The organism is Pseudoduganella sp. HUAS MS19, from assembly GCF_053615455.1.
The window spans coordinates 2,786,506-2,803,837 of record NZ_CM132133.1; the positions used below are offsets into that span (position 1 = coordinate 2,786,506).

The window sequence follows — 17,332 nt, forward strand, 5'->3', positions numbered from 1 at the left end:
AATAGTACAATTGTTCAATTATTTCCGATTTGACAACCAAACCCGGAATAGTCGAATGAAGACAATGTACGAGGCACTGTAATGCGCGATGAGGTCAAACCAGCGCTGGCTGCACTGGCAGACGGCCAACACCACCGGCTCCTGAGAATCGAGTTTCCCAACCAGGATGCGCCCGGAAACCTGCTCGTCAATCGGCTCGATGCTGAAGAGGGCTTGTCCCGCCCCTTTGAATACAAGGTCGAGCTGCTGTCCGACTCAGCGCATATTGCGCTCAAGGACATGCAGGGCAAGCTGGTGGCAATCCATCTGGTGCGCGGGGACGGCAGTATCCGCTACTTCACAGGGTACGTGTTCAGTTTTGGCTTGATGCGAGTCGATGGCGGCGTCGCGTTTTACGAAGCCACGCTGGGCCCCTGGTTCAGATTTTTGAGCTTGCGCAAGGATAACTACCTGTTCCATAACGCGACGCTGTACGACCAGACTTCGAGCGTGTTTGCCGATTACGAAGGCCTGTGCGATTGGGATTGGCGCGTTTCGGGCAAGCAGAAAGTCATGAACGACGCGTGCCAGTTCGACGAAACCGATAGCAATTACCTGCAACGGCGCTGGAATGCGGCGGGTCTGGTGTACTGGTTTGAGCATACAGCCGGCGGCCACCAGCTGGTGATCTCCGACGACACCATGAGCGCGCTGCCTATCGATGGCTTCGAGGAAGTGCCGTTCCAGCGCCACGCTGGCGCACTGGAAGAAGATGGAATCGGGGAATGGTCCCCGGTGCGCCATCTCATGCAGGGCAGCGTGGCAGTTGCCAGCTACGACTTCAAGAGCGGCAAACCGATCGTCAGTTCGATGCCGACCGTGAACCGGCAGGGCAATGTGCCGGTCATCGAGTCATACGAATATACCGGCGCGCTGGGCTTCAGCGATGGCGCATCCGGCGAGGAACTGGCGCGGCTGCGCATGGAGGAGCTGGAAGCGGCCGGCAAGCAGTTTCATGGCGCGGGCAACAATCGCCAACTGGCGCCGGGCCGCTGGTTCCGGCTGACCGGGCATTTCGATGGCGGCGACAGCGGCTCCGCCAACGAGTTCCTTGTCATTGAAGCGCGCCATCGCGCCTCCAACAATTACCAGGTCAAGACCGACCGCCCGTCCCACTATGAGAACGAGGTGATCTGCCTGCGCAAAGCCATTCCGTGGCGTCCGGGCCGCACGCTCAACTGCGTGGAAACAAAGATCTTCGGCCTGCAGACCGCCACCATCACCGGCCCGGCCGGCGAAGAGATTCATACCGACGAATTCGGCCGCGTGCGGGTGCAATTCCACTGGGATCGCGTTGGCGTGCGCGACGAGAACAGCTCCACCTGGAGTCGGGGCTTTGGTTGGCGCCGCGCTTACCGCGTTGGTCGTCGCTGCGGTGGTAGCAACCGTAGCGACCGGCGGTCTCGGCCTGGGGGCAGTGCTGGCGATCGGCTTTGGCGTGAGCATGGCGATGGAGGCAAGCGGGCTAAATGGATTCATAGACAACCAGGTTAACCGGGCTGTCGACAAATTCATTCCACCTTCAATCGAGGGCAAGATCGTCAGCGGATCGCCGGACGTCAAGTTCAATTCGCTGCCTGCGGCTCGCGCCGCCGCGCCAGGCGAACTCGATACCATTACATGCGGCAAGCATTCGTCGGGACCGCCGCCGATGCTGGCGCAAGGTTCCGACAACGTCTTCATCAACGACCAGCCCGCGGCGCGAAAGGGCGACATGACCACTTGCGGCGGCACCATCGCCGAGGGTTCGGAAGATGTTTTCGTCGGCGGCGGCACGGTGACGGTGCGTGAAATCGAAGACGAGCGGCCATGGTGGATTACGGCGCTCGGCGTGGCCATCGGTGTCGCGTTGACGCTGTGCGGGCGCGGGAAGATGAATTTGTCGGCGCTCAAGTCGGCACTGCCTTGCCTGCTGCTCAATTTCGGCGCCTCCTTTGCAGGTAGTCTGGCCGGCCAGCAGATTCGCACCACGATTGGCAACCCAGTCAACGTCATCACCGGCGGGAAGGTGCTGAGCGATCCGCCGGATTTCTCGCTGTCTGGGCCTCTCGCATTGAGCTGGGAGCGGTTCTACAGCAGCCACGACGGCCGCGAGGACGGCCTGTTTGGCCGTGGCTGGAGCGTGCCGTTTGAGTTGACGCTGGAAGTTAAGCGGGACGGCGCCGGCGCGATTACGACCCTGGATTTCACCGATGCCCAGGGCCGGGCCATGGCATTTCCCGCTGTGCTGCCCGGTGAGAGCCATTGCAGCACCGCCGAAGGGTATTACCTGATTTGTACCGAACTCGGCCAATATCTCATCGAAAGCGTCGACGGACTGTATTTCGACTTTGGGGGCCCTGAGCCGGGATTTTGCGGTACGCTGAAGCTGCAGCGCATCGAGGACCGCAACGGAAACTGGAACGCGCTGCGTTATGACGCTTCCGGAAAATTGCACCAGCTGAATGACGGCTGCGGCCGCACGCTCGCGCTGCATTATTCGCCGGTCCACCCGCGTCGGGTCGAACGAATCGACCTGGTCCAGGGTGTTGAAGGCGAACCGGCGGAAACGCTTGTCTGCTACCGCTACGATCTTCAGGGGCAACTGGCCGAGGTTGTCGACCGCGACCGGCAAACCACCCGCTGGTTCGCTTACCAGCAAGGTTTGATGAGCGAACACCGTGCAGCTGGCGGTTTGCGCTGTCACTATGCGTGGAGCGGCAGCGGCCCCGACGCGCGCGTGATCCGCCACTGGACCGACGACGGCGAAGCCTATGATTTCGAGTATGACCTGATTCACGGTGTCACCGCCGTCACGGACCAGATTGGTCGCGTCAATCGCTGGGAATGGAATCGCGATTGCCAGCCAACCTCCTACACGGACCCTGAGGGAAGTACCTGGCACTACGACTGGGACGAGCGGCGCAGGTTGACGCAGATGACCGATCCGCTCGGTGCGCGTACGCAATGGGAATACGATGAAGCCGGCCGCATGGTCAAGAGCATCAGTGCGCTGGGTCAGATCGAATCGGTGCAATGGCACGATCGCTTGAACCTGCCGACCGCGGAAATCGATGCCGCGGGCAACCGTACCGAATACCACTACGACAAGGTCGGCAATCTGACGGCCATCACCGACCCGCTCGGCCACGTAACGGAACAATCCCGCGATGCGCGGGGCTTGCCGCATACACTGCGCGATGCGCGCGGCGGCTTCAAGCATCTGGAATGGAATGCGCGGGCGCAGCTGACCGCGCATGTCGACTGCTCGGGAAAGCGCACCGTCTACGAATACGATGCGCGCGGCAACTTGGCCCGCCGCGTAGATGCCTTGGGACAAACCACGGTTTACACCGCAGATGAACAAGGACGCGTTGTCTCCATCGTTCACCCCGACGGCACGCAGGAAAAGTTTGAATATGACGCCGCAGGGCAGCTCAGTGCCAGCCGGACTGGCGACGACCGGATCACACGCTATGAACGCAACGCGCGAGGACTGGTCACGCGCCGCCGCAATGCCGCGGGCAGGAGTGTTGAGTTCAGGTACGACGCTGCGTTCAGGCTCATCGAACTGGTTAACGAGAATGAAGAGTCGTACCGCTTGGCTTACGACAAGAATGACCGCGTGATTGCCGAAGTCGGACTGGACGGGGTTACCAAGCGCATCGGGTATGATCCGCGCGGACTTGCGGTAGCCGTCACCAGTGCCGCTGGCGAGGCCGATGAATTGACTGTGCGGATGGAGCGCGACCTGATGGGGCGCCTCACATGTCGCCATGCGCGCGGATTCAGCACGTCGTTCCGCTATGACCAGTTGGGCCAGCTCGTGCATGCCGCCACCTTCAGCGATTACCGGGGTGCGCGCAAGGTCTACGATGAATTGGGCTTTAGCTACAGCAAGCGCGGCGAGATACTCAGCGAAACCGGCCACATGGGGATGCTCGTACATAGTTACGACGAACTCGGGAACCGTGTAAGTACGACACTTCCCGACGGAAGGGTTATTCAGTTACTGCATTACGGATCGGGACATGTCCACCAGATCAATCTGGATGGCGAACTTATTTGCGACCTGGAGCGTGACGACCTGCACCGGGAAATTGGACGCAGCCAGGGTGCGCTGAGCACCACCTTTAGTTATGACACCATAGGCAGGCGGACCCGCGCCCAGTCCATGCGGGATGGCCGTGCTGTGTTTGCCAAGGAATGGGCTTATGACACGTCCGGCGAGGTGGTTCGGAAAGATCATTCACTCAATGGCCGGACTTCCTATACCTACGATCCATTGGGAAGGATCTCTTACGCGGGCCAGGACGTGCGGCGCGAAATGTTCCACTGGGACGGTGCGGCCAATCTGGTTGACTCCGTTCAGCCCGGCGGCTATGTGCGGCACAACCGCATCATGGTGTTCCAGGACCGGCGCTTTGAATACGACGTGCACGGACGGCTTCAATCCAAGCGTACGGGCTCGCACACCGAGCAGCATTTCAGCTATGACGGCGAACAGCGCCTCAGTCATGTCGAGACGCGCCGCCAGGGCGTAGTGCAGCAGGTGCGCTTCGACTACGATGCGCTGGGACGCCGCATTCGCAAGCATGACGAATTCGGCACGACGCTGTTCTTGTGGGATGGCTTGAGCCTGCTGCAGGAGCAGCGGGGAACGCAAGCGGCGGCGTACCTCTACGAAGCGAACAGCTACATACCGGTCGCCAGGATCGATAAAGCGGTTGAAGGAATAGCTGTGGGGGAGGGCGGCGTGAGCCGCGCAAGCCCGAAAGCTTCAACGTATTATTTCCATTGCGATGTTTCAGGGTTGCCGGAGGAGCTGACTGCCGCATCGGGAGAGCTTGCGTGGAGCGCTCAGTACAAAGTCTGGGGTAACACGGTGGTCGAGAACTGGACTATCGAGCAGGACGGCACGCACGCCCTGCACGCGCAACCGCTGCCGCAAAACCTGCGCTTCCAAGGACAGTACCTGGACCGTGAGAGTGGCCTGCACTACAATACCTTCCGCTATTACGATCCGGATATAGGCCGCTTCATTTCGCCCGACCCCATCGGACTCGCGGGTGGGATTAATCTCTACCAGTATGCCCCTAACCCGGTTGGGTGGAGCGATCCGCTCGGCTGGGCGGGGCTGCCGGACGTGGTTCGCTATAAGCCGCGGGACGAGCTGGGCGCTCAGTCGGGCGCTCGCGGCACCGCGATCGACCGGGCCTGGGTTCAGGAAAAACTTTTGATCGAAAAGACAGGGATGGGAACGCGCGATTGGAGCCCATCGGAGATCGAACTGATCAAAAATACGAAAAACGGCAGCTTAACGACCGTGATGAGCGAACGTGGTTATACCGGGCACCACATTAATTCGGTTAAAAACAATGGTGCCTTGGGTCTCAAGTGGAAGGGGGATCCGCGCAACATCGTTTTCCTGGAAAACGATAAGCATCCGAACAGTACTAATATGCCGAACGCTTACAATGAGCACTTCCATTCGGAGCAGGGCCATCGTGGTACGACCACTAACACTTCGCGCGGCCGTCTGATTGACCGGATGGCGACGCTTCGATGCCGAAGTTAGCGCTCTTGACTAAATAAAACTGGAGAAATTGAATGTCGCTCGACGTCGCATTGAAAAATTTTGCTGACGCTTTTGCAGCTGGGGCCGAAAATATCGGAACTGTTGAGTATCGCGCACCCCAGCCCATCGTCGAACCGATTCCACTTGGGGCAGTCCTGCGAGACTACTACGAGAGGCTACGCTTTAGCGACAGGCCACTCGTAGGGGGAAGGCTCTTGCTGAAGCTCTTTCCGCTCGATTGGCTAGAAGCAGCCCAGCACGGATGGCGCTGGGTACCCAGCAAAAGTGGCCCTCTCACGGAGAATCCCGTCTGGAACAAGCACTGGATTGTCATTGCGGACCGCAATGGTGATGCGCTGGTTGTCGATGACAGTACCGCAAGCGGAGTAGTGACTGGTCACATTGGCTCATTCAATGTGAAGATTGCCGACGATCTCGCTAGCTTTTTTCAGGTCATGGCCGAGGCTATGACGCTTGAAGCCAACACCTTTAACTATGACGTGCTGGACGATGAACTCAATCCTATGCCTGATTTTCTTGATGAGGTCAGGGCCATTGCGCTGCGCATTCTTGGCCCTGACGGGGCGGAAGGTTTCATGGAATTCTTCTTCGGGTAAGCCCACCGCTTATGGAGCGACGGCCTCGCACTCCAACCATTCGTTGAACTGGTTACGAGGTCGTCCAACAGGGCGACTGAAGCCTGGATGTTAATGGAGAATGATATCGCTGAGAACAACGTGTTTGACACAGTAGCACCCGCAATTTCAATGGCCGAATTCGGCGATCTGGAACGAGCAGTGGGGCATCCCTTGCCCGAATCGTTCAAGCAGCATTACGTTCACTATAACGGCGGAGCGCCGACTGACACTCTGGTGCCAGGCGACGATGTTTGGGAGCCAACAGATGTTGCGATGTTCTATTCGATCAAGCACCCACTTCCCGGGCAGGACGACACGTCGGAAATGCTGAACCACTTCCGGGCCATGCGTGCGAAGAAAGTTATCCCAGATTTTTTCTTGCCATTCGCTTGGGATCCGGGCGGAAACTTCTTCGGTCTTGATTTCCGTGATGAGACAGTCGCCTACTACGCGACCGATGTGTTCGATCCAACGCTTAGCGAAGCAGAGAACTACAAGAAAGCACAACGACGCGTTGCGAAGTCATTCGAGCATTTTCTTGAAATTTTGGAACCAAACCCGGACGCGAGTTGGTAGCCCATTTCCCGTGAAGATTGTAGAGTTGCTAGTGGACTGTAGCGCTCAAATCGGAAGCGCCCAAGCGACTCCGGTGCAAATGCATGCATGTCACTCTGACGAAAGGCGGAATTGGCTGTAGATAGGCCAGGCGCCAACAAAGTGTTGCTTGAAGTGGTCGAAACGTTAAGGAAGCCTCTAAAACCTATTCTGTGGAGAGCGACAAGGCGATATCGGCGTTAACCACGCTGCGTTGAATGGCCAATGGAGAATCGAATGTCGCTTGGAACAGCCTTGCATAACTTTGCTGACGCTTTTGCCGCCAGTTCTAAAAACTTCGGAACGATCGAATACCGTGCATGCCAGCCAATCGTTGAACCGATTTCGCTGGGACCAGTCCTGCAGGAATACTATGGGCGCCTATGCATGAGCGACATGCCGCAGGTGGGCGGGTGGCTCTTGCTGATGCTCTTTTCACTCGATGAAGTTGCGACTGCGCAGCACGGATGGCGTTGGATACGTGTCAATGGCGGCCCGGTCAAGGAAGACGCCACTTGGAATGAGCACTGGATCGTCGTCGCCGACCGCAATGGCGATGCGATCGTTGTCGATAGCAGCACCGCCACCGGCGTGGTAACGGGCCACATTGGACCGCGCAACTTCAAAATTGCCAACGATCTCGCCAGCTTTTTCCAGGTCATGGCCGAGGCTATGACGATTGAGGCAAACACCTTCAATTACGAGGTGCTCGACGAAGACTTCAGCCCCGTTCCCGAATTTCTCAATGCTGTCAGTGCCGTTGCACTGCGCGTTCTTGGGCCGGATGGTGAGGCAGGTTTTATGGAATTCTTCTTCGGTTGAACACACAGTTGATGGTGCGACCGGTCCCTGAGTCTGGGCTCGCAAGCGAATTGCAGTGGTCTGATCGTGCGAGTTACAATGCCGGCCCGGCGCTTAAGTGTTGGCCTTCCTTCGGGTTTTCTTCCCCCCGCGGCCCCAGCCAGATTCAATCAGAAGGATTTGATATGAAGTTGATCTCCGCAATCCTGCTTGCCATTTCGCTCGCCACCAGCGCCCAGGCAGCCAACCCGAACCCGGATGCTGGCCAGGTGAAGGCCACGCACGACCTCCTGGTGGCGATGCAAGCCGAGAAGATGATGCGCATGACCGCCGGCATGAGCCGGTACCCATCGGAAGCCGACCGCAAGCGGGTGATGGACAAAGTCATCGCAACGCCGGCGGAAACCATCTACGCCGGGCTGGCAACGCCTGTGGCGCGCCTCCTCAGCCCGGAGACCGTGACCGAGATGACGCGCTTTTACCAGTCCAGCTACGGCAAGAAGGTGCTGAACAACACCTATAACAGCGGCGCGCAGCTTTACCCGACCGTCCCCAAGCCGACGCCAGCCGAACAGGCCGAGTTGAAAAGACCTGCCTACATCAAGGCCGATGGCGAATTCAAGGCGAATGAGCGGGCCATCCACCACGAAGTTTTCGTGCTGCTTAAACGAATCATCAACCCGAAGAAATAGCGGGCTCTAACAGTCGATTACTTCGACCGGCCTGGTGCCCCCCGCCAGGCCTGATCTCAACTACCCGAACAACCCCGGTGGGGACCCGCATGCCGGGTGGTGAGAAATTTCCAAATCGTCCATCTACGTCCACTGATATCGAGCGATATCGGTGGCTTTCTTCGGCTTCCGGCCTCCCATCCCGCGCCCGCACTTGCTATCAAATTGCTATAAACAATGAACGCGAATGAGAATGATTCGTATTGTCATTCAATCGTAAACTCCGTAGAATCTGGAGCTTGTGCATATGGCAATGGTGCACAAACCAGATCAATCGACTGCTGCTAGCGCCGAGGCGTGACGGGCAGGGAATCAATTACGGAGGAATACTTGAGAGGTCCTAAGGAATTCGAGGACGAGCTGACCGGAATCTTCATTGCCCACCGGGCTCAACTGCGCCACGCCGCAATGCGAATTGTCGGAACCCCCGAGCAGGCCGATGACGTGGTGCAGGACGCTTACCTCAGGGTAGCGGAGATGAATTCCGTATTCAACGTCAGGCAGCCGCTGGCATATCTTTTCCAGCTGGTGCGCAACCTGGCCATCGACCGGCATCGCCAGGCGGCACTGGAGTGGCGCTACTTCACCGGGGAAGAGGATGGCTTGCACGTGCCTTCCAGTGCCGCGACTCCGGAGACCTTCGTCGGCAATATGCAGCAACTGCGCCTGATCGCCGATGCGCTCGCGTCCCTTCCCGAACGTACCCGAAAGGCTTTCGAGCTTTGCCGGTTGGGCGGCCATACCCAGCGCGAGGTCGCCGCGCAGATGGGTATCTCGGCCACGCTGGTGAACTTCATGATCCGCGATGCGATGACCTCGTGCAGTGCCGTGGCTGCGCCGGCCTGACGACAGCATTGCACGCAGCGGGCTTAAACAAACCACTGCCTGCTTCGTCTTCCAATACGAATGGTCCGCGCGCCGGCAGGCATTGCCGAACGTCGCGGCCGTAACTCTTCAACCATGCAAGGACCGCTATGACCACCAGTTGTTTTGACCGCGAAGACGAGGTCTTCATCGTTCTCACCAACCACGAAGAACAGTACTCGATCTGGCCGCAGTGGAAGGCCGTTCCCGGCGGCTGGCGCGCAGTCGAGGGTGTCCAGGGCGACAAGAAGACGGTCCTCGAATATGTTGAGCGGACTTGGACCGATATGCGCCCGCAATCGCTGCGCAACTGGATGGACGAACAGGCTGCGGGCGCCGCCCAGTGATTGCTTCCATGCCAGCGCAGCACATCGATTTGCTGGTCTTGCCGTGCGCGGGCGCGAGCGCAACCATGTACCTGCGCTGGCGCCGCCTGCTGCCGCAATGGATACGCCTCGTTCCCGTGGAGTTGCCCGGCAGAGGGAGCCGGATGGGCGAACCCTATGCCGGCGAATTCCAGCGTCTCGTTCAGCTGCTGTGCGAGGAGCATGCGGAGTCCCTGCGCGGCCGCTACGCTTTGTTCGGACATAGCATGGGGGCCTTGCTGGCATATGGGATGGCACTGCGCCAGCGCACTTTGGGCCGGCCGATGCCATCGTCGTTGCTGGTCTCCGCAAGCCCGGCCCCTTCGCAATGCGAACCGGAGCGCTTCGCCCTTAAAACCGGCGATGCAGCCCTGGCTGCCGACCTGCGCGAGCGGGGTGGAACGCCGGAGGAAGTCTTCGGCAGCGACGAGCTGCTGCGGATGGCGCTTGCCACCCTTGGTGCCGACTACCGGGTGTGCGGAAGCTTCCGCTACACCGCGCCGGCGCCACTGCCCGTTCCGCTTCACGTGCTTGCGGGCCGCGATGACGACATCGCGGCCGACCGCATCGACGCCTGGCGCCTGGAGGCCGGCGCCGGGTACTCGCTCGACTGGTTCGAGGGCGGCCATTTCTTCATCCGCCCGCGCGAGCAGGAAGTACTGGCCGTGATCGAGCGCGCGCTGCAGCAAGGGATGACTGGAGCGCGGCATGCGGCAAGTCGCGCTGCCTGAGGCGCTGCAAGCGCAGGTCGATGCCTGGCTGCTGGACTTCGACCTGGCGGCGCCGGTTGCCGACACCGACTGGTCAATCCTCGCCCGGGACGAAGCGGAGCGGGCGCTGCGTTTCGCCAGGCACGAAGACCGTGTGCGTTACGTCTCGACCCGCGCGACACTGCGGCGCCTGTTGTCAGCCCGCCTGGGGCGCCGTCCTCAGGACCTGCGCTTCCTCACCAGCCGGCAGGGCAAGCCCCGGCTTGCGCAGCCGTGCGGATCGGATGTGCGTGTTGAATTCAATGTGTCCCACGCCGGCGCCCACGGGCTGGTCGCCATCTCGGGCGGCCGCGCAGTCGGTGTCGATATCGAGCGCAGCGACCCGTCCCTTGATATCGCGAGTCTAGAGCAGCAAGTGCTCTCGCCTGCGGAGCGGCAGCAGGACGGCGCGTCGCGGCTGGACTTCCTTGAGCGCTGGGTAGTCAAGGAAGCTGTGCTCAAGGCGAGCGGCGCCGGCATCGGCAGCCACTTGCAGCGGCTGTCGGTCGAGAGGCCGCCGGCCGAAGGGGGCGGGCGCTATGGCTTGCGATATGAAGAGCCCTTGCAGCCATCGCTGGCGGCCTGGCGGCTGGATGCCCCGCCGGGTTACATGGCTGCCATCGCATTCGAAATCGAATAAGTTCGTCTGGCTTGACAGGCGATTCAGATCAAGGAGCTGTAATGAATGAAATGTTGACGCGGTTCGAAAGGACGGCTCCGGTGGGTTGCGAGCTGCCGGTGCTGATAAGGCCAGCGAGGGAAGGGGAGCCGCTGCTGGATGCCTTGCCGCGCCTGCGCGCTGATATCGAGGGCATCGTCTCGACGGTCGGCGGCGTTCTGCTGCGCGGCTTTACTGTTCCCGGCGTGGACGATTTCCGCGCCTTTGCGGCAGGCTTCGGCCAGCCACTGCTGTCCTATGAATTCGGCTCGACGCCACGGACCGACGTGGGCGGCGGCGTGTACACCTCGACCGAGTATCCGGCGCACCAGTCGATCCCGCTGCACAACGAGCAGGCTTATACGCGCGAATGGCCGATGAAGATCTGGTTCCATTGCGTGACGGCGGCACCCGAAGGGGGCGCCACGCCGATCGCCGACAGCCGCGCCATCCTGCGCCGCATGCCGGCGGCGATACGCGAGCGTTTTGCAGCCGGCATCCTGTACGTGCGCAATTACGGCGAATTCGATGTGCCCTGGCAGAAGGTGTTCAACACGGAGAGCCGCGCCGAGGTCGAGGAGTTCTGCCGCAGGAACGGCTTGCGCTACGAGTGGAAGCCCGACGGTGAACTGCGCACCACCCAGCTGTGCCAGGCGGTCGAGACTCACCCGGTGACCGGCGAGGCCGTATGGTTCAACCAGGCGCACCTGTTCCACGTCTCGAACCTGCAGCCCGATGTGCGCGAATCGCTGGAAGACCTGCTGGGCGTCGAGAACCTGCCGCGCAATACCTATTTTGCCGATGGCTCGCCGATTCCCGATGCCATGCTCGACGAGGTGCGCGCCGTGCTCGATGCCGAAACCGTGTCCTTCGCCTGGCAAGCGGGCGACGTAATGATGCTCGACAACATGCTAGCCGCCCATGCCCGCGCGCCATTCGCGGGCCCGCGCAAGGTGGTGGTGGCAATGGCCGGACAGCACGGCAATCTGGGCAAGTTCTGAACAAGCTGACCTGCGAGGTAAATCAATGACCACCCCACACGATCTCATTCAACGCGATCGCGCTTTCGACCATCCGGATAATTTCATTGCCTGCCTGCGCCGCCTGGCGACGGAGCGGCCCGCAGACCTGGCGCTGGTCGTGGTAGGTGAACGCGCGGGCGAGCCGACTGAAATGTCGCTGACCTATGCGGCATTCGAGCTGCGCGTGCGTGCACTGGCGGCCGTCCTGCAGCAGCGTTTCGCCAAGGGTGACCGGGTACTGATCCTGCTTGACAACGATGAGCACTATGCAGTCAGCATGTTCGCCTGCTTCTTTGCCGGTGTCATTGCCGTCCCGGCATTTCCGCCAGAGTCGGCACGGCCCCAGCACCTGGCGCGGTTGGCGGGAATGGTCGCCGATGCACAGGCGCGCGGCATCCTGGCTGCCAGTGCCATCCAGGAACTGGCGGCGATCGCGGCCAGCCAGTTCGGGGTGCCTGAAGTGATCGCGGTCGACCAGGTCGATCCTGCCGCCGCCCAGTCCTGGCGCGCAGGCGAACCGGCCCCGGACGATGTCGCCTTCCTGCAGTACACATCCGGCTCCACCTCGGCCCCGAAAGGGGTGATGGTCACCCATGGCAATCTGGTTGCCAACGAGCGCGCGATCCGCGAGGGATTGTCGATCGGGGCGGATGACAAGTTCGGCGTTTGGTCGCCGCTGTTCCACGACATGGGCCTGATTGGCGGCCTGCTGCAGCCGTTTTACAGCGGCATCCCGTGCGTGCTGTCTTCGCCGCGCTATTTCCTGGAACGCCCGGTGCGCTGGCTCGAGATGATCTCGCGGCATCGCGTGACGATCAGCGGCGGCCCGGACTTCGCCTACCGCCTGTGCCTGGACCGTATCAAGGACGCTAAGCTGGGCGGGCTGGACCTGTCGAGCTGGCGGGTGGCCTACACCGGCGCCGAGCCGGTGCGGCACGATACGATGGACGCTTTCGTCGAACGCTTCTCGGCGGTGGGCTTTGGCGCCGATGCGGTCTACCCTTGCTACGGCCTGGCCGAAGCCACCCTGTTCGTGACGGGAGTACGGCGCGGCAGCGGCATGTCCGCCCAGCGCTTCGATGCCGATGAGCTGGCCCGCCGCACGGTGCTGCCGGATGCCGGTGGCGCCACCTTGGCCAGCTGCGGGTACGTGCCGTCCGCGCACGAGGTCAGGATCGTCGACGCGCAAAGCGGCGTGGTGGCGGCAGCGGGAAGTATTGGCGAGATCTGGGCCGCCGGCCCCAGCATCGCGGCGGGCTACTGGAACAAGCCGGAGGAAACCGCGCAAACCTTCGTCGAGCGCGACGGTCGCCGCTGGCTGCGCACCGGCGACCTGGGTTTCGAGTACCAGGGGCAGCTCTTCGTGGCCGGCCGCGTCAAGGACATGATCATCGTGCGCGGGCATAACATCTACCCGCAGGATATCGAGCGCGCTGTCGAAGCCGAGGTGGAAGCGGTACGCAATGGCCGGGTGGCCGCCTTTGCCGTCAACCTCGATGGCCAGGAAGGCATCGGGGTGGCCGCCGAAGTCTCGCGCGGATTGCAGAAGCTGGTCCCGCCGCAAGCCCTGGCCGATGCACTGGGCGAGGCTGTGAGCGAGCAGTGCGGCGAAGCGCCGCAGGTGGTTGTGCTGCTCAATCCCGGCGCGCTGCCAAAGACTTCCAGCGGCAAGCTGCAGCGCGCCGCCTGCCGCAAGGGCTGGGCCGAACGCACACTCGACGCTTATGCGCTGTTCGAGGGTGGCCGCCTGGCCGGCGCCAGCGAAGAGGACGGCGGGGCCGCGGCGCAGCTTGACGAAACGGCGCAGGCCCTGGCCGCGTTGTGGCGCGAGGTCCTACGGCATGAACAGGGGCGTTCTTATGCGGGCGATGCCCATTTCTTCGCACTGGGCGGGAACTCGCTGACAGCTGTGACGCTGGCGGCGCAGGTTGTGCAGCGCTGGTCCATCGACTTCACGCCGCGCCAGGTATTCGAACAACCGCGTTTGCAGCAACAGGCCGATGCCATCCGCCGCAGCGTGCAGGATGGGGGGGCAGTCGCCGCGCCGGCTATCCCGGTCCTGCCGGCGGAACTGCGCGCCGGACCAGTGCCGCTGTCGCCCGCGCAGCAGCGGCACTGGTTCCTGTGGCAGCTCGACCCTGCGAGTACCGCCTACCACGTCCAGGGTGCACTGCGCCTTGGCGGCTCCCTCGATGCAGGCGCCATGCGTGCCGCACTAGCCGGGCTGGCGCAGCGCCACGCGTCCCTGCGGACCGTGTTCCGGTCCCGCCCTGATGGTGGCGTCGAGCAACTGCTGGCCGACGGCGTCGCTCCGGACATGCAGTTCCTCGACCTGGTCGATAGCGAGCCAGGCCAGCGTGAAGCGCGCATTGCCGAATTCCTGCACGCGCTCAACGCGCAACCGTTCGACCTGACGCGCGGGCCCCTGGCGCGTGCGGCTCTGGTTCGCGTGGACGGCGAATCGCATGTGCTGTCGCTGGTCATGCACCATATCGTCACCGATGCCGCATCGATGCAGGTCCTGGTGGACGAGTTGGGTGCGCTGTACGCCGCTGCTGCAAGCGGTACGACTCCGGCACTGGCTCCGGCGCCGCTTCAGTATGCCGATTACGCTGCGTGGCAGCACGGGCAGCCGGACCGGGAAACGCATGCCCGCCAGCTCGAGTACTGGCGCGCCCAGCTTGGATCCGGGGCAGCGGATGTGCATCCGGTACTGGCGCTGCCGACCGACCACCCGCGCCAGGCGGTGGCGCGCTACCGCGCCGCGCAGTTCCGCTGCGCGGTGCCGGCCGGGCTGCTGGAAAGCCTGCAGCGCCTGACCGAGACCCATGGCACCACGCTGTTCATGGCCCTGCTTGGCGCTTTCCAGGCGCTGATGCACCGCTATACCGGGCTGCAGGACATCCGCATCGGCGTGCCGGTGGCCAACCGCGCCCGCCCTGAGCTGCATGGCGTGGTCGGCTGCTTCGTCAATACGCTGGTGATGCGCAATGCGGTCGACGGCCGCCTCAGCCTCGCGCAAGTGCTGGCCCAGGCGCGCGAAGCGGCGCTCGGCGCGCAGGCTAACCAAGACCTGCCTTTCGAGCGTTTGGTGGAAGCGCTGCAGCCGGAACGCAGCCTGGCGCATACGCCGCTGTTCCAGGTGATGTTCAATCACCTGCAGGACACTGCCGGCACGTTTGCACGCCGCACCGGCTTGGCCACGGAAGAAATGGCATTGGCCGAACAGGCCGCGCAATTCGAGCTTGCCCTGCAGTCGCGCCAGTACGAGGATGGCCGGGTCGAGCTGTGCTTCAGCTATGCGGCCGAACTGTTCGAGCCCGCGACTATCGCGCGCATGGCCGGTCACTACCTGGCGCTGTTGCAGGCGCTGGCGGCGCAACCGCAGCTGGCGGTGGGCGAAGCCGTTCTGCTGGACCGGGAAGAGTCGGCGCTGCTGGCGAGTTGGGGCGAGGGCGGCCCGGCCTGGCCGGAGACGCAGCCGGTACAGCGCCTGTTCGAGCAGCAGGTGCGACTGCAACCACAGGCGATCGCGCTGTTGTGCGGCGATGAGACGCTCAGCTACGCCGAACTCAATGCCCGCGCCAACCGCCTGGCGCACCACCTGCTGCGGCTGGGCGTCCAGCCGGAAACCCGGGTCGGCATCGCGCTCGAGCGCTCGGTGGACATGGTGGTGGCCCTGCTGGCGGTGCTCAAGGCCGGCGGCGCCTATGTGCCGCTCGACCCCGACTATCCGTCCGAACGCCTGGCCTATATGGTGGAGGACAGCGGCATCGCGCTGCTGCTGACGCATGGCGCGCTGCGCGGCCGCCTGCCGCCTGCCGGCGCGCTGCCGGTGCTGGAGCTGGACGGCCTGGCCCTGGACGGCGAGCCGGCGCACGACCCGCAGGTGGCGCTGCACGGCGAGCATCTGGCCTATGTGATCTACACCTCGGGCTCCACCGGCCGGCCCAAGGGCGCGGCCAACCGCCACTGCGCCTTGTATAACCGCCTGGCCTGGATGCAGGACGCCTACCGCCTGGACGGCAGCGACACGGTGCTGCAGAAGACGCCGTTCAGCTTCGACGTTTCGGTATGGGAGTTCTTCTGGCCGCTGATGGTGGGCGCGCGCCTGGCCATGGCCGGGCCGGGCGAACACCGCGACCCGGCGCGCCTGGTCGAGCTGATCGTGCGGCACGGTGTCACCACGCTGCACTTCGTGCCCTCGATGCTGCAAGCCTTCCTGGCGCACGCCGGTATCGAAGCGTGCAGCGGCGTGCGGCGCATCGTCTGCAGCGGCGAGGCGCTGCCGGCGGAAGCGCAGCAAGGCGTGTTCGCGCGCCAGCCGCAGGCCCGCCTGTACAACCTGTACGGGCCGACCGAAGCGGCGATCGACGTGACGCACTGGCGCTGCCGCGACGATGGGCGCAGCCAGGTGCCGATCGGGCAGCCGATCAGCGGCATCCGCACGCTGGTGCTGGACGCGGGGCTGAACCTGGCGCCGGCCGGGGTGGCCGGAGAGCTGTACCTGGGCGGCATCGGCCTGGCGCGCGGTTACCTGGGGCGTGCCGGCTTGACGGCCGAGCGCTTCGTGGCCGATCCGTTCGATGCGGCCGGCGGCCGCCTGTACCGGACCGGTGACCTGGTGCGCTGGAACGGGGCTGGGCAACTGGAGTACCTGGGACGGCTGGATCACCAGGTGAAGATCCGCGGCCTGCGCATCGAGCTCGGTGAGATCGAGGCGGCGCTGCTGGCGCAGCCGGAAGTGCGCGAGGCGGTAGTGGTGGCGCAGCAAGGCGCCGGCGGGGCGCGCCTGGTAGCGTACGTGGCGGCGCATGCGGGCCAGGCCATCGACACGGCGGCGCTGCGCGCACGCCTGGGCCGGACCCTGGCCGACTACATGGTGCCGGGTGTGGTGATGGTGCTGGAGCGGCTGCCGCTCAACGCCAACGGCAAGGTGGACCGCAAGGCCTTGCCGGCGCCGGAAGCCGCAGCCGGCAAGGCATACGAGGCGCCGCAAGGCGAGGTGGAAGCGGCGCTGGCGGCGATCTGGGCCGAGGTGCTGGGCGTGGAGCGCGTGGGCCAGAACGACAACTTCTTCGACCTCGGTGGCCATTCGCTGCAGCTGATCCGCGTGCACCGCTTGCTGGAGGACCGCTTGAAGCCAGGCCTGTCGGTAATGGAGCTGTTCAAGTTCCCGACGGTTGCCGCGCTGGCGCGCCGTATCGGGCAGGGACCGGTCCCGGAGGCTGAAACCGCCCCTGCTGGAGATGGCGCCCAGCGCCGGCGCGCGGCCCTGCTGCAGCGCAAACGTGTCGCTGAGAGGATGAATTGA

General features: G+C 63.0%; 12 protein-coding genes. All 12 read left to right on the forward strand.

Annotated elements, in window-relative coordinates; translation table 11 throughout:
- Window positions 1-81: 81 nt before the first annotated feature.
- Window positions 82-1,533 (forward strand): type VI secretion system Vgr family protein, encoded by a 1,452-nt coding sequence (locus ACWBU6_RS12860; RefSeq protein WP_452649165.1) that lies wholly within the window; start codon window positions 82-84, stop codon window positions 1,531-1,533.
- Complete coding sequence (locus ACWBU6_RS12865) at window positions 1,415-5,596, forward strand: RHS repeat-associated core domain-containing protein (protein ID WP_452649562.1); 4,182 nt, start codon at window positions 1,415-1,417, stop codon at window positions 5,594-5,596. The genes ACWBU6_RS12860 and ACWBU6_RS12865 overlap by 119 nt, the downstream gene beginning before the upstream one ends.
- A 32-nt stretch (window positions 5,597-5,628) precedes the next feature.
- Window positions 5,629-6,213: a hypothetical protein gene (locus ACWBU6_RS12870; protein WP_452649166.1), complete on the forward strand. Its 585-nt coding sequence runs from the start codon at window positions 5,629-5,631 to the stop codon at window positions 6,211-6,213.
- A gap of 93 nt (window positions 6,214-6,306) precedes the next feature.
- Window positions 6,307-6,810: an SMI1/KNR4 family protein gene (locus ACWBU6_RS12875; RefSeq protein WP_452649167.1), complete on the forward strand. Its 504-nt coding sequence runs from the start codon at window positions 6,307-6,309 to the stop codon at window positions 6,808-6,810.
- 255 nt (window positions 6,811-7,065) lie between these two features.
- The gene (locus tag ACWBU6_RS12880) at window positions 7,066-7,650 is read left to right on the forward strand and encodes a hypothetical protein (RefSeq protein ID WP_452649168.1); all 585 of its coding nucleotides are present in this window, start codon (window positions 7,066-7,068) and stop codon (window positions 7,648-7,650) included.
- A 164-nt stretch (window positions 7,651-7,814) separates the two neighbouring features.
- Complete coding sequence (locus ACWBU6_RS12885) at window positions 7,815-8,321, forward strand: hypothetical protein (RefSeq protein WP_452649169.1); 507 nt, start codon at window positions 7,815-7,817, stop codon at window positions 8,319-8,321.
- 369 nt (window positions 8,322-8,690) lie between these two features.
- Window positions 8,691-9,206: an RNA polymerase factor sigma-70 gene (locus ACWBU6_RS12890; RefSeq protein ID WP_452649170.1), complete on the forward strand. Its 516-nt coding sequence runs from the start codon at window positions 8,691-8,693 to the stop codon at window positions 9,204-9,206.
- 128 nt (window positions 9,207-9,334) lie between these two features.
- Complete coding sequence (locus ACWBU6_RS12895) at window positions 9,335-9,571, forward strand: MbtH family protein (protein ID WP_452649171.1); 237 nt, start codon at window positions 9,335-9,337, stop codon at window positions 9,569-9,571.
- An 8-nt stretch (window positions 9,572-9,579) separates the two neighbouring features.
- The gene (locus ACWBU6_RS12900; protein WP_452649172.1) at window positions 9,580-10,320 is read left to right on the forward strand and encodes a thioesterase II family protein; all 741 of its coding nucleotides are present in this window, start codon (window positions 9,580-9,582) and stop codon (window positions 10,318-10,320) included.
- Window positions 10,298-10,978 carry a 4'-phosphopantetheinyl transferase family protein gene (locus ACWBU6_RS12905; RefSeq protein ID WP_452649173.1) on the forward strand — a complete coding sequence of 227 codons (681 nt, stop codon included), beginning with the start codon at window positions 10,298-10,300 and terminating at the stop codon, window positions 10,976-10,978. Before ACWBU6_RS12900 ends, ACWBU6_RS12905 begins: the two co-directional genes overlap by 23 nt.
- A 41-nt stretch (window positions 10,979-11,019) precedes the next feature.
- Window positions 11,020-11,997 carry a TauD/TfdA family dioxygenase gene (locus tag ACWBU6_RS12910; RefSeq protein ID WP_452649174.1) on the forward strand — a complete coding sequence of 326 codons (978 nt, stop codon included), beginning with the start codon at window positions 11,020-11,022 and terminating at the stop codon, window positions 11,995-11,997.
- A 25-nt stretch (window positions 11,998-12,022) separates the two neighbouring features.
- A complete protein-coding gene (locus tag ACWBU6_RS12915; RefSeq protein WP_452649175.1) occupies window positions 12,023-17,332 on the forward strand; it encodes an amino acid adenylation domain-containing protein in 5,310 nt (1,769 codons plus the stop codon).

Bases quoted from the DNA above. Each gene is read 5' to 3' on its own strand.
- ACWBU6_RS12860 (WP_452649165.1), top strand. From the start codon at position 82: ATGCGCGATGAGGTCAAACCAGCGCTGGCTGCACTGGCAGACGGCCAA.
- ACWBU6_RS12870 (WP_452649166.1), top strand. From the start codon at position 5,629: ATGTCGCTCGACGTCGCATTGAAAAATTTTGCTGACGCTTTTGCAGCT.
- ACWBU6_RS12875 (WP_452649167.1), top strand. From the start codon at position 6,307: ATGGAGAATGATATCGCTGAGAACAACGTGTTTGACACAGTAGCACCC.
- ACWBU6_RS12880 (WP_452649168.1), top strand. From the start codon at position 7,066: ATGTCGCTTGGAACAGCCTTGCATAACTTTGCTGACGCTTTTGCCGCC.
- ACWBU6_RS12885 (WP_452649169.1), top strand. From the start codon at position 7,815: ATGAAGTTGATCTCCGCAATCCTGCTTGCCATTTCGCTCGCCACCAGC.
- ACWBU6_RS12895 (WP_452649171.1), top strand. From the start codon at position 9,335: ATGACCACCAGTTGTTTTGACCGCGAAGACGAGGTCTTCATCGTTCTC.
- ACWBU6_RS12900 (WP_452649172.1), top strand. From the start codon at position 9,580: ATGCCAGCGCAGCACATCGATTTGCTGGTCTTGCCGTGCGCGGGCGCG.
- ACWBU6_RS12905 (WP_452649173.1), top strand. From the start codon at position 10,298: ATGCGGCAAGTCGCGCTGCCTGAGGCGCTGCAAGCGCAGGTCGATGCC.
- ACWBU6_RS12910 (WP_452649174.1), top strand. From the start codon at position 11,020: ATGAATGAAATGTTGACGCGGTTCGAAAGGACGGCTCCGGTGGGTTGC.
- ACWBU6_RS12915 (WP_452649175.1), top strand. From the start codon at position 12,023: ATGACCACCCCACACGATCTCATTCAACGCGATCGCGCTTTCGACCAT.